The sequence below is a fragment of the Mobiluncus holmesii ATCC 35242 genome (assembly GCF_000185445.1).
Classification (GTDB): Bacteria; Actinomycetota; Actinomycetes; order Actinomycetales; family Actinomycetaceae; genus Mobiluncus; species Mobiluncus curtisii.
Window position 1 is genome coordinate 1,870,811 of sequence record NZ_GL622346.1, and the last position, 12,636, is coordinate 1,883,446.

Annotated in this window: 13 protein-coding genes and 1 other RNA gene; 11 read left to right on the forward strand and 3 right to left on the reverse strand. The window is 57.2% G+C overall.

Annotation, left to right across the window (positions count from 1 at the left end; translation table 11 throughout):
* Window positions 1-166 precede the first annotated feature (166 nt).
* A complete protein-coding gene (locus HMPREF0576_RS07970) occupies window positions 167-1,108 on the reverse strand; it encodes a rhomboid family intramembrane serine protease (RefSeq protein ID WP_004011423.1) in 942 nt (313 codons plus the stop codon).
* Between the two features lie 50 nt (window positions 1,109-1,158).
* Window positions 1,159-1,680 carry a peptidylprolyl isomerase gene (locus tag HMPREF0576_RS07975; protein WP_004011424.1) on the reverse strand — a complete coding sequence of 174 codons (522 nt, stop codon included), beginning with the start codon at window positions 1,678-1,680 and terminating at the stop codon, window positions 1,159-1,161.
* A 188-nt stretch (window positions 1,681-1,868) separates the two neighbouring features.
* On the opposite strand from HMPREF0576_RS07975, the gene HMPREF0576_RS07980 reads away from it, so the two are divergent.
* Window positions 1,869-2,297, forward strand: coding sequence for a hypothetical protein (locus HMPREF0576_RS07980; protein ID WP_004007837.1), 429 nt, complete (start codon window positions 1,869-1,871; stop codon window positions 2,295-2,297).
* Window positions 2,298-2,351: 54 nt separating this feature from the next.
* Here HMPREF0576_RS07980 and HMPREF0576_RS07985 read toward each other — a convergent pair whose 3' ends face one another.
* A complete protein-coding gene (locus HMPREF0576_RS07985; RefSeq protein ID WP_004007838.1) occupies window positions 2,352-2,624 on the reverse strand; it encodes a cell division protein CrgA in 273 nt (90 codons plus the stop codon).
* Window positions 2,625-2,736: 112 nt separating this feature from the next.
* Between HMPREF0576_RS07985 and HMPREF0576_RS07995 the strand changes: the two genes are divergently transcribed.
* The 10 genes from HMPREF0576_RS07995 (at window position 2,737) to HMPREF0576_RS08035 (ending at window position 12,628) form a co-directional block, all read left to right on the forward strand.
* Window positions 2,737-4,209: a class E sortase gene (locus HMPREF0576_RS07995; protein WP_245527385.1), complete on the forward strand. Its 1,473-nt coding sequence runs from the start codon at window positions 2,737-2,739 to the stop codon at window positions 4,207-4,209.
* Between the two features lie 17 nt (window positions 4,210-4,226).
* Window positions 4,227-4,382: a hypothetical protein gene (locus HMPREF0576_RS09410; RefSeq protein WP_004007840.1), complete on the forward strand. Its 156-nt coding sequence runs from the start codon at window positions 4,227-4,229 to the stop codon at window positions 4,380-4,382.
* 53 nt (window positions 4,383-4,435) lie between these two features.
* Window positions 4,436-5,461, forward strand: coding sequence for a UDP-glucose 4-epimerase GalE (galE, locus tag HMPREF0576_RS08005; RefSeq protein WP_004011429.1), 1,026 nt, complete (start codon window positions 4,436-4,438; stop codon window positions 5,459-5,461).
* Window positions 5,462-5,650: 189 nt separating this feature from the next.
* Window positions 5,651-6,463: a hypothetical protein gene (locus HMPREF0576_RS08010; RefSeq protein WP_004011430.1), complete on the forward strand. Its 813-nt coding sequence runs from the start codon at window positions 5,651-5,653 to the stop codon at window positions 6,461-6,463.
* A gap of 6 nt (window positions 6,464-6,469) precedes the next feature.
* Window positions 6,470-6,563, forward strand: an RNA gene (gene ffs / locus HMPREF0576_RS09250) — signal recognition particle sRNA small type.
* A 52-nt stretch (window positions 6,564-6,615) separates the two neighbouring features.
* Complete coding sequence (locus tag HMPREF0576_RS08015; RefSeq protein WP_004011431.1) at window positions 6,616-9,012, forward strand: DNA polymerase III subunit gamma and tau; 2,397 nt, start codon at window positions 6,616-6,618, stop codon at window positions 9,010-9,012.
* Window positions 9,012-9,614, forward strand: coding sequence for a recombination mediator RecR (recR, locus tag HMPREF0576_RS08020; RefSeq protein ID WP_004007845.1), 603 nt, complete (start codon window positions 9,012-9,014; stop codon window positions 9,612-9,614). Before HMPREF0576_RS08015 ends, recR begins: the two co-directional genes overlap by 1 nt.
* Before the next feature lie 193 nt (window positions 9,615-9,807).
* Window positions 9,808-11,142 (forward strand): aspartate kinase, encoded by a 1,335-nt coding sequence (locus HMPREF0576_RS08025; protein WP_004007846.1) that lies wholly within the window; start codon window positions 9,808-9,810, stop codon window positions 11,140-11,142.
* Window positions 11,139-12,188, forward strand: a complete 1,050-nt coding sequence (locus tag HMPREF0576_RS08030) for an aspartate-semialdehyde dehydrogenase (RefSeq protein WP_004008640.1) — start codon at window positions 11,139-11,141, stop codon at window positions 12,186-12,188. The genes HMPREF0576_RS08025 and HMPREF0576_RS08030 overlap by 4 nt, the downstream gene beginning before the upstream one ends.
* An 80-nt stretch (window positions 12,189-12,268) precedes the next feature.
* A complete protein-coding gene (locus HMPREF0576_RS08035) occupies window positions 12,269-12,628 on the forward strand; it encodes a thioredoxin domain-containing protein (protein ID WP_004011432.1) in 360 nt (119 codons plus the stop codon).
* Window positions 12,629-12,636: the final 8 nt, after the last annotated feature.

Genomic DNA, 12,636 nt, shown 5'->3' on the forward strand with positions numbered 1-12,636 from the left:
ACTGAAACGGCGAGGTCTCACGACCTCGCCGTTTCAGCTTGGGTGCGTCTTTAAATCAGCGCTATACCTGCTGGAGTTGTAGATAAAGGGTGAATATAGCGCCGTAGCTGCCAATAATGGCAGCTACGGCGCTATATTCACCCTATAAACAGGTTTACCCAGGGGATTATTTTAAGAAACTGTAGATAGCCTCGTAGTTGAAGTGGTAGAAAGTCCAGTTGCTGGCTACCAGCACCGCAAAAACTCCGCCGTAAACCGCGAAGTCACGTAACCGTGTGCGCGTGCTGGTGACTCGGCGCAGGATGGGTGTGGTAGAAGCAGCGGGAGTGTCCGACTCGTCTGGTACCTCGGTATCTGAGTGATTCGATACCTCGGTAGCATCGGTATTTTCAGGCTCATTTGCCGTACCTGGCGTATCTGGAGCGTGGAGAGCATCTGGGGTGTCCGAGACACCGGAATCAGGATGTTTCGAAAACTCTGGCGCATTGGCAATAAAACGGTAGACATCCCCGCCCTCGACCGGAATCGGTACATAGGTCGCGTGACGCAGTACCCAGCCCGTGTAGGCTCCCAGCACCAGACCCACCAGTAAACCCCCTAGATGCGCCACCCACGCCACGTTAGGAACCAAGAAACCGATGACAAAGTTAAGCCCGATTAAAGTCCCCATTTCCGTCCAAGGCAGGCGTAGCACCTTTTGAATGGCCAGGACCATACCAAAGAAGCCAAACACCGCCCCAGATGCGCCCACCGTCGGGGTAATCCAGGCGTGGGGGTCGATAAATACAGTCAAGCACTGTGCCATGAGCGCCCCGAAGGCACTGATAGCAAAGGCTAGCGCCAGTTTCGCGTGACCTATCACGGGCTCTAGTGCCCTGCCGACTACCAGCAAAGCCCAGGTGTTAAACGCCAGGTGGAATGGAGTGGGTACGGAGTGCAGGAACGCAGCGGTGATGAATCGCCACGGTTCAAACAAACCCAGGAGTGGCATAAACGCGAAATGCTGGATGACTCCGGGTATAAACAGTTCGGCGACCCAGACGATGATTAAGGCAATACAAAGCCCCCAAGTCACGTAGGGCTTAGGGGCTCTTGCGGTGTGTTTCATGACTTAACAGTACCTGTAAAACCACCGACGGGGTGAGGGACTGAGAGGCTTTACTCTGTAATGTCGATGGACTCAATCATGATGTCGTCCACGGGACGATCCGCGCGATCCGTTTGGGTGGCGGCAATCTGATCCACGACTGCACGAGACGCATCATCCAGGACGCGACCAAAAATCGTGTGCTTGCCGTTCAGCCAAGTGGTCGGCGCGACCGTAATGAAGAATTGGGAACCGTTGGTGCCCTGACCGCCGCGGGTGCCGGCGTTCGCCATCGCCAACAGGTAAGGTTCGGTGAAGCCCAAAGCCGGGTCGATTTCGTCGTCAAAAACGTAGCCGGGACCGCCGGTGCCGGTGCCGATGGGATCTCCGCCCTGAATCATGAAACCAGAGATGACCCGATGAAACACCGTGCCGTTATAAAGCGGCTCAGTGGAAGCTTCCCCGGTAATCGGGTGGGTCCATTGACGCGCACCGGTAGCCAGGTCGGTGAAGTTCTTAACCGTGACCGGTGCGGATTCGGGATAAAGTTCCAGGCTGATATCGCCTGCAGAAGTGTGAATCGTTGCTTGCATGGTTCCATCTTTTCATGCGTACGGCGCGCGCGCAAAGCAATTTGAGGCAAACCTGGCACTATCAATGCCACCACAAACTGAGGTGAACCGGAAAAAGAACCGGCTTATTTCCTGCAAAAATTCAAAATAAGGGGCAAAATAGAACCAACCGTGTCCAATCGGCTCGGTGTGAGTGAAAGAAGGATCCAATGCTGGATAACTTGTCGAAATGCATCGATATGGAATGCATGAAGCGAGCCGGGGGAGACATGGCACTGAATGCTGCTGAGGTTGCTGGCAAGGCTCGTGGAGCCGTCGGGGACTTCGGTACTAAGGTGAAGACGGACCTCCTGCCGCGAGCGCAAGCCGTAAACGAGGCAGTGTCGAGGGCGGTTGCCGGCGACGGCACTATTGCCGAAAAAGTTTCCAAAGCGAGTGAAGGAGTTAAGTCAGCTATGAACCCTAAAAAGAAGTGCCCGATTCGTCATCCCTGGTTGGCGACCATTCTGTTGACCGGAGCCGCCGCGGTGGTCGGGTTTATTTTGTACAGTCGCACCCGTCCGGTCGAGGACCCTTGGGCGGAGGAATCCTGGGAAGATATTGACGATGACGACCTGGTGGTCGTTACCGATAAGTAAAACCTTGGTTTTTGAAAACCGGTCGGGGAAACACCCGACCGGTTAATTTTTGTCTCACTTCCACCACATCAGCATGATGAAACCGACCATAATCACGCCAAATCCCACCGCGATGTTCCAGTTGCCCAGTCCTAACAGGTTGATCCCCGCGGTTTGCGCCAGGATGTAGTGCAGCACAATCCATAGCAGACCCAGACCCATGATAATCATGGCAGTTGGGGCGTACCAACGGGGGGAGCGTTTCATATCCTCAGTCCACGAGGGACGCAACTCGCTGTCAGACTTAACCACTTTCGAGGCGCGCTTGCGCTTTTTGGATTCGGGCACAACAACTCCTTGTACAAAAGAATGCTTAACAGGTTAATGATAACTGTAAGCTAAATCCTTTGGAAATTGGTAAAATTTTGAAGTTAGTTTAACCGCGTGTCAAGGGGTTGGAATGAGTGAACAGCGTCCCGTACCGCAGCAGTTCCCGTCGCGCCGGCAGCGTCGCGCGCAGCAGGAATCGCCGGTCGCACCCCGGTCGACCCCTGCGGCATCGCGGCAGTCTCGGGGGACGCAGCCAAAACCGCCACAAGGTCCCGTAGCGTCGGCCCCTGTGTCAGGTCCTTGGGCAGCGCATCCCCCGGCGGCGTCCCCGTCTGTGGTACCGCCCCAGGTTGTTTCACAAGTGCCCACAAGTGGGGTTTCACCTGTTGGTAGCCAATCTCACGCCGAGACTTCCGGGACGGCTCGTCCCGCATCGTCTCACCCCACACGTCCGGTACCTCCCGGTGCAGCGGGGCACACCGCCATGAATCCACCGGTTCCCGGTATGGCAAAGCCCGCTGTGCCTGGTGCGGTGAACCTGCCCGTTTCTGGGGCGACAACCCCAGCGGTTCTAAGTGGGGCAAATCCCACGGCTTTTGCCTCCGCCCCCTCCCGACCTCCTGCTGGCTCCACACGACCTGCGACGCCCTCGCTCACCCCTGGTGAGCCCCCGGCGCAGCCCCAAACTTCCCCGCAGCTTCTGACCCGCCCTTCTGAAAGACCGACCGCCCCGATTGAGGACGAGGCGATAGCCCCGACAAAACGCCGGCGCACCCCCGTATCGGTCCTGGTCATGAGCGGGATTGGGCAAACCATGCTGACGGTGGGCGTGGTCCTGGGGCTGTTCGTCGTGTGGCAGCTGTATGTAACGACTTGGCAGGTGCAAGGTGCGACCGCGGTGGCGGTGGAATCTTTCCAAAACTCTACCGCTCACGATGCCACCGCCACGACAGAAGAACAGCGCACCGACCCGCCCCCCGACGTAACCATGCCGGCAGTGGGTCAGACATTTGCTACCCTGCACGTGCCCCGCTGGGACTCGATGGTCATCCCCATCATGCAAGGCACGAACGAAGCGGTGCTGGATACGGGCTATGCCGGGCATTACACCGAAACGCAAGGTCCGGGTGAGCTAGGTAACTTCGCTCTGGCTGCCCACCGGCGCTCGTATGGTAATTCATTCCGTCGTGTCCACGAGCTGCAGACGGGCGACCCGCTGGTGGTCGAGACTTCCCAAGCCTGGCTAGTTTATCAGGTCACGTCAACTGAAATAGTCCTGCCATCTCAGGGAGATGTGATTTACCCAGTACCGCATAAATCGAAAGAAACCGTCCCTCATGAACGGCTCATGACCCTGACCACCTGCCACCCGGAATACGGCAATACACAGCGGTTCATCGTGTATTCCAAGTTTTCCTACTGGGTACCACGCACGCAAGGGCGACCATTGGCCCTCAAAGGTTTGGATGCCATGAAACAGGCAGGTCAGGGCGCTGTCCCGGAGGGTTCACAAGATGGAACCGAGGCTCCGGCGAGCGACCCGAACGCGATTGCCCCATCCGGTGATGCCAGCTCCGCACCCGGTGCTGGCTTGGTCGGGTAGACAGAGAGGAAACCAGGATGTACAAATGGCTGTTTGCCGTGATGCCCGGTCCGAAGTGGCTGCGCTGCATCGAGATGGCGATTCTGCTGCTGGCAGTGGTGGCAGCGTTGTTCCAGTGGGGATTCCCCTGGGCAGTCGAGACTTTTAACCTGAACCCAAACACCGTGAACTAGCGTCGCAGTCCCGGTGAGTAAACCATGACAACTTGTGAGGGAAGGAAACAGAAATGACTGACAAGACAATTTTGGTGGCAGGTGGAGCCGGATACATCGGCACGCACACGCTGATTTGCCTCTATGAGGCGGGATACCGCGCCGTCTGTGTAGACAATCTGTATAACTCCAGCGCGGAAGCGATGACGCGCGTCTCGGAAATCGTGGGCGAGACCATCCCGTTCTATCAGCAAGACGTGCGTGACCTTGACGCTCTACAGCGGGTTTTTGAGGTTCACCAGATTGACGCTGTGATTAATTTTGCGGGGCTTAAAGCCGTGGGGGAATCGGTAGCCAAGCCGGTGGAATACTACGACAATAACCTCAACGCGACCCTCTCTCTGGTGCGCGCCATGCGGGACCACGATTGTCACCTGATGATTTTTTCCTCCTCCGCAACTGTGTACGGAGCCGACGGGGTGTCCCCACTGAAAGAAACCATGCCGACCGGCACTGCCACCAACCCTTATGGCTGGTCCAAGCTGATGAACGAAATCATGCTGCGCGACGTGTGTTCCGCCGACCCCGAGTTTTCTGCCGTGCTGCTGCGCTACTTTAACCCCATTGGGGCGCATCCCTCCGGGCGGATTGGCGAGGATCCCAAGGGCATTCCGAACAATGTTATGCCCTATATCACCCAGGTGGCTGTCGGTAAGCTTGAAAAACTGCACGTGTTCGGTGACGACTACAACACTCCGGACGGAACCGGGGTGCGCGACTACATTCACGTCATGGACCTGGGGCGCGGGCATGTGGCTGCCATCGATTACGGGCTGAAACATCGGGGGGCGAAAGCGATTAATCTGGGGACTTCCCAGGGGTATTCCGTGTTGGAATTGCTGCACGCGATGGAGCGAGCCTGCGGTAAACCTATCCCTTACGTTATTGACGGACGCCGCCCAGGAGACATTGACACGGTTTACGCCGACGCGAGTTTGGCGCGGGAACTGCTGGGCTGGGAAGCCCGCTTGAGCCTGGACGACATGTGCCGGGATTCGTGGAACTGGCAGTCACAAAATCCGAACGGTTATGCCGGTTGAGTCCGGAGTTGACGATAAACGTCTGCTGGAATCGAAGTCAGCGCCCTGCGCCCCGTGCAACAGGCTTACTATAGCTCGTAAATCTGGGGTGTAGTTACCGACTTTGCACCCGCTTGTGGTTTAGACTTGAAATTTAGAGAATCCCGAGGATAAACCGGGGAATCGTGAGCGGCTGATGAGGAGCGAACCATGACTGTGGCGGGCGAAAACCCCTTGGGCAGGTCTAACGGTGAGGACGGCACGACAGTCTTTACCATCGGACCGACCTGGCGGGCGGTGGGCTTTGAAATGACCACTGAACAGCGAGCCGATGAAATTCTGGCTCAGGCGGCTGACCAGTGCACCCCGGTAGCCGGAGATATGGAAAACGGGACTTTCCAGTACGCAGACCGTTCTGGAGCGGTTGCCGTCTTTGACGTGGTCGCGGAAAAAATCGCGGATATTCACCAGGATTTCAATGCTAGCGCCGCGGTTGACGCACGATGGGTCGAGATGGCAGACCGTTTCGCGTTAGTTGACATAGTTGACGCACAAGACGGGGTGGAGCGTTCCGTGGGCAAGGCTTGCGTGGCGATGCGGGACGGGTTGGGGCATGAGCCCGGACGCGCCGGAGCTGGCAAACTGGGGATTTCCGCCCTGGCACAGCGAGTCGAACTGTATGAAAATGTGGTAAGTTACGCGGCTAGCCAGACCGCAAAAATTTTCGGCGCGGCTTTGGACGCTCCACAACGAGCCCCGGAGGATACCCTGCCGACCTTTATCTCGACGGGAGCGGTGTCTGTCCTCCAACAGCAGGGTGCGCACGCTGGAGCGGTACTGTCGGGAAAAATTACCGCCGCCGAGATGCACTCCAACACCTTGACGGGACAAAATTTCTGGGTTTTGGAAGTTACCACAGGTTTCCCTGTGAGCGTGTGCGTGGCGGAAAGTGACATTCCCGGACGTCCTCGCCCCGGAATGATTGTGGCAGGAGAATTCCTAATTCTGGCTGCGGGCAAGTAGAATAGTTTCGTTCCCCGCGTGACGACATAGTCTGAACCTCCCCAGGGTCGGAAGACAGCAAGGATAAGGGCTCCCTGTCGGGTGCGCGGGGAACTTTTAATTCCGGAGGAACTCAAAATTTTTCACCACCGGGGCTCGGGTAGAGTAGAGATATGATGACTGCCCTGTACCGCCGCTACCGTCCCGACACTTTTGAAGACGTAATCGGTCAAGAACACGTAACCAAGGCGCTCCAGGCAGCTTTAGCGAATGGGCGGGTCAACCATGCTTACCTGTTCTCCGGACCGCGGGGCTGCGGCAAAACGACCAGCGCCCGGATTCTAGCCCGCTGCTTAAACTGCGCCCAAGGACCAACCGCTACCCCGTGCGGGACTTGCGATTCCTGTCGGGATTTAGCGACGGGCGGGTCGGGTTCCCTCGATGTCATCGAGATTGACGCCGCTTCGCACGGCGGGGTGGATGACACGCGGGAACTGCGTGATCGGGCGGCTTATGCCCCGGCGCGTGACCGGTTTAAGATTTTCATCATTGATGAGGCACACAATGTGTCCAAGGAAGGCTTCAACGCTCTGTTAAAGCTGGTAGAGGAGCCGCCGGATCACATTAAATTCATTTTTGCCACCACGAATCCCGAAAAAGTCATTTCCACAATCCGGTCTCGCACACATCACTATCCATTCCGGCTGGTTGCTCCGGAGGTGTTGCGGGACTATATGGCGGGTTTGTGCCGTTCCGAGGGGGTCACTGCCGAGGACGGGGTGCTGGGGCTGGTGGTGCGAGCCGGCGGCGGATCCGTACGAGATTCTTTGTCCATCCTCGATCAGCTCATTGCTGGGGAAGCGGAACCGAAGCTGCACTATGACCGGGCGGTGTCCCTGCTGGGCTACACCGATTCCGGGCTGTTGGGTGGAATGGTGGACGCTTTGGTGTCCGGTTCCGGGGCTGATGCCTACACAGTGGTAGACCGAATGATTCAGACTGGGCACGAACCCAGGCGTTTCGTGGAGGACCTGCTGCAATATCTGCGCGACCTGGTGGTGATGAAGTTGGCTGGGGCGGGTGCCGGGGCAGTGTTGGGGGATTTGCCCGAGTCCGAGCTAGCGGCGATGCGTCCCCAAGTTGCGGCGCTTACCCCGCGCACTCTGACGCGCTGCGCCGAACTCGTGGATAACGGGCTTACTGAGATGGTGGGGGCTGCTTCTCCGCGTCTAGCTTTGGAACTGTTGGTGGCAAAACTGCTGTTGGCGACCTCAGATGACGCAGCGTCTACCGCTGCCGAGGGTGCGACATCGACCGTGAGGGTGGCAGCGAAGGCTACCGAGTCGGGCACTCGGGACAGCGAGCCGGTTCTTCCTCCGGCGGCGCCCATGTACGCTCAGACCCCCCCACAGGGGGCTCCCACCAGTGCCGTTGCGGGCTCGGCTGGTCCTGTCGCACGTCCAGACCGTTCTGCACCTCCAGACCGTTCTGTGCCCCAACCAGCGCCAGTTTCTACAACACAGCGCGAGGCGGGATCGGTTTCGCAAGCCGCGCAAACTAAGGCACCCCGTGAGGAAAAGTGGGAGTTTAAGCCGACCCCGTGGGACATTCCCGGTGAAAACTCGAATCGGACGGAAAGCCTAACCTCGAGCGTTCAGTCGGTCCAAAAGTCTGTCCCGCGTGATACCCAGACGGAGCCGCCCACCGCGGCTTCTGCCCCCGCAGGGGTCCCTGCCGCCCCTGCCCAGACTTCTGCACCTGTTCATGTCGCTGCCTCTGCCCAGAGTGAGCGATCTGCCCAGCCCGGCACAGGCAGAGACGGAGACTATGAAAAAATCCGTTCCAACTGGGGCAAAATCATGGCTCGTTTGAAACAAAATCACGCCGCGACCGGGAACCTGTTGGAAACTCACGGTCAGTTGCAGGGAATGCGCGGGTCGACAGTAGAAATCGCTTTCCCGAACCCTGGATTGGTACGGGCGTTTGGGGAACGCCACACTTCTGCCCTGGCTGCGGTCATTCAGGGATTTACTGGACTTCATGTAGAAGTGCGCGGTGTAGTGGCCGGTTTCGGGGCGCCCGCTGCTGCGCCGGTAGCTCCATCAGAGTCGCATGCAGCCCCACCGGAACATTCTGCCCCACCAGAGGATTTTCCCCTGACACCTGATCCGGCAGATTTTGAGCCAGAAATGTCGCCGGACTGGCACGAACCTCCTGCCCAGCCGCAGTCTCGACCTGCTGAACCCACGACTGCGCCCACAGCCTCACCGGAACCGCTCGCTTCTGCCGTGCTCGATGAGCCGGCTCCTGCTGCGCCAGAGACTCCTGCCCCGGTTCTGTCAGAACCGCCTGCCCCGGTTGTTCCCTCAGAGGAACCCACAGAACCCACACCTGTAACTGCGCCGTACGCCCCGGACTCACCCGAATCTAGTGAACCGCGTCAACAGGATGACCCGCAGGATTCCAAGGAAATGAAACCAGGTATCCAGACTGCCCAAGCCATGCTGGGCGGTACCATCATCAATCCGAAGCTGGTGCCGGGTTCCTCGTCTGCAAAGGCAGGCTGGTAATGAACCAAATTTTCACAGAGGCTCTGCAAGACCTCATTGATGCGTTGGGGAAAATGCCCGGTGTGGGACCAAAATCTGCCCAACGCATCGCATTTTGGGTCCTCAGTGCCGATGAAGCCGACATCAAGAGACTGACCGAGGCGCTGACCAGCGTTAAGGAAAAGGTTCACTTTTGCGAGGTTTGCGGCAATATCACCGAACATCCGGTATGCGCGATTTGCCAGGATTCACGCCGGGATCAGTCGCTCATCTGCGTGGTCGAACAAGCCACTGACATTGTTTCCTTGGAGCGTACCCGGATGTATCGCGGTCTGTATCACGTCCTGGGCGGTGCCCTGGATCCCATCAATGGAATCGGACCTGATCAACTGCGAATTGCCGGGTTGATGACGCGTCTGCAGGACTCTGCCATTAAGGAAGTCATCATCGCCACTGACCCCAATACGGAAGGCGAAGCGACCGCGGCTTACTTGGCACGAATGCTCGCTACCATCGGAATCCCCGCTTCGCGCCTGGCTTCTGGGTTACCGGTGGGTGGCGACCTGGAATATGCCGATGAAGTGACGCTGGGACGTGCCCTGGAAGGTCGGCGCCGTTTGTAAAGTGCCCAGCGCATCCGAACTGTTGGCGAAACTTCTTTGTCGGATTGATTTCCCAAACCACGTGTGGGCAGGACTCCGGAATTATGGCTGGTCAGCAATTTCACCAGTTTCAAGCAAATCGCTATAATCTAACAGTTAGCAGTAAAGGTGCCGCGGCCCTCAACTGCCGCGCGTCGGCTTAAGAGAGGTGTTCATGGCCCTGGTTGTGCAGAAGTACGGTGGCTCCTCCGTATCGGATGCGGAGGCCATGCGGCGTGTTGCCAAGCGTATTGTTGCCACCAAACGGGCAGGTCACAAGGTTGTGGTAGTAGTTTCCGCAATGGGAGACACCACCGATGACCTGCTGGATTTGGCTGCATCCATCACTGATAAAGCTCCCCAGCGGGAGATGGATATGCTGCTGTCCGCCGGAGAACGAATTTCCATGTCCCTCTTAGCGATGGCGGTGAATGAACTCGGTGAAACTGCCATCTCCTACACAGGTCAGCAAGCCGGGGTGCAAACCGACAATCACTATGGCAAGGCTCATATCGTCTCGATGGTGCCGGAACGGGTAGCTCGCTCTATTCAAGATGGCTACATTGCGATTGTGGCAGGTTTCCAAGGCGTAAACGAACGTAAAGACGTGACCACTCTGGGTCGTGGCGGTTCAGATACGACAGCGGTGGCGTTAGCCGCGTCCCTTCATGCTGACGTGTGTGAAATCTATACCGATGTGGATGGTATGTTCACGGCGGATCCGCGTCTCGTCCCCAAGGCGAAGCAAATTGCAGCAACAACTTTTGAAGAAACCCTGGAAATGGCTGCCCACGGCGCTAAAATCCTACATCTTCGGGCTGTTGAATTTGCGCGACGTTATCACGTGCCACTCCATGTGCGTTCGTCCTTTTCAGACAAATCAGGCACCTGGATCTCCGATGGACCGGCTCATCCCGAGCTAAAAGGCTTGGTGCCTGACAGTGCTTTGACATTTGATCCAGAAGCCCAGCTCATGAAGGAGACCCCAGTGGAAGAACCGCTCATTTCCGGCCTCGCTCACGATCGCAGCGAGGACAAGATCACTTTGGTGGGAGTGCCCGACGAACCGGGTCGAGCCGCTCACATTTTTGAGATTATTGCGCAAGCTGGCGCCAACATCGACATGATTGTGCAAAACGTGTCGACGGTGCAGCCAGGCGCTACTGACTTAACAATCACATTGCCCCATGCCGATGCTGCGGACACAGTAAAGGCGTTAGAGGGCGCTAAAGAGGAAGGAGGTTTCTTAAAGGTCGTCCACACCGGCAACGTGGGAAAGTTGTCGCTCGTGGGCGCCGGAATGCGAACCAATCCGGGTGTTTCTGCAAAACTTTTTGGAACTCTTTCCAAAGCGGGAATCAACATTGACATGATTTCCACTTCGGAAATCCGCTTGAGCGTCTTGGTTAGTGAAGACCAGCTGGACGAAGCCGTGCGCGCGGTTCACACTGCGTTCGGTCTGGATGCGGAACAAGTTGAAGCCGTAGTCTATGGAGGTACGGGACGATGAGTAAGAATGATCTTTGTGTAGCCGTAGTCGGTGCGACCGGTCAGGTCGGTCGGGTCATGCGGACCTTGCTCAGCGAGAGGAAGTTTCCTGCCACCCGTTTCCGTTTCTTTTCCTCAGCCCGTTCGGCAGGTACCGTGGTTGACTTCGAAGGACAGCGGGTAGTGGTGGAGGACACCGCGACTGCGGATTTCTCCGGGGTGGACCTCGCTATCTTTAGCGCTGGTGCCGCTGCTTCGCGAGAATTCGCCCCGAAATTTGTGCAGGCTGGAGCTGTCGTGGTTGACAATTCTAGCGCCTGGCGCAAAGACCTCGAATGCCCCCTAGTCGTCAGTGAGGTCAATCCTCAAGACTTGAAAAATCGCCCGAAAGGTATCATCGCTAACCCGAATTGCACCACGATGGCAGCTATGCCTCCGCTGAAGGTGCTACACGACATAGCAGGGTTAACCCGGTTGACAATTTCTAGCTATCAGGCAGTGTCGGGATCGGGGCTGAAAGGCGTACGTGAACTGGAACACATGGTCGAAGCCGTAGGGGATGTTTCCAACCTGGATAAACTCGTCCTCAACGGCAGGGCGATAGCCTGGCCCACTCCAGAAACCTACGTGGCTCCCATCGGATTCAACGTGGTGCCTATGGCTGGCAAGTACGCTGATGACGGTAGTCTCGAGACCGATGAGGAGCAAAAGCTGCGCAACGAGTCGCGCCGTATCCTGGGGATACCGGATCTGCGAGTCTCGGGCACCTGCGTGCGTGTCCCCGTTTTGACCTCCCATACCCTCACTATCCATGCTGAATTCGCGCAGCCGATTACGGTTGCACAGGCTAAGCAGGCTTTAGACGGCGCTCCTGGTGTAATGCTGCAAGATGTGCCTACCCCGCTGGACGCGGCTGGTATCGACCCGTCGCTGGTTGGTCGCATCCGTCAAGATCAGGCGGTGCCTGATAATCGCGGTCTGATTATGGTGGTTTGTGGAGATAACCTTCGCAAGGGCGCCGCTCTCAATGCGGTGCAGCTGGCGGAACTGGTCGCTGCCGACCTCTAAACAACCTAATTTACTTGGTTTAATCGGCCTGGAGCCATCCCTCTCTGTGTTAGACTCGTTGCGGAAAGGAGCACTGACTCATGGCAGTAAATATTGTCACTCAGGAAAACATGGCTCAGGCTATGAGTGAGAATGACATTGTGGTGCTCGAATTCTGGGCTCCGTGGTGCAGTCCGTGTCGCCTTTTTACCCCAGTTTTTGAACAGGCTTCTCTGCGTAACCAGGACGTTTACTTCGGTACCGTCAACACTGAGGAACAAAAACCGCTGGTCAGCGCAGCGGGCATTGTTTCCATTCCGACTCTGATGATTTTCCGTCAGTCTATTCTGGTGTTTCGGGAGGCGGGTCTGCTCCAAGGCACTCAGTTGGATGAACTGCTTCACCAAGTCCGGAATCTGGATATGGCACAGGTTGCAGCTGGGCAAGGAGTCGCGCAATAACCTCGGTT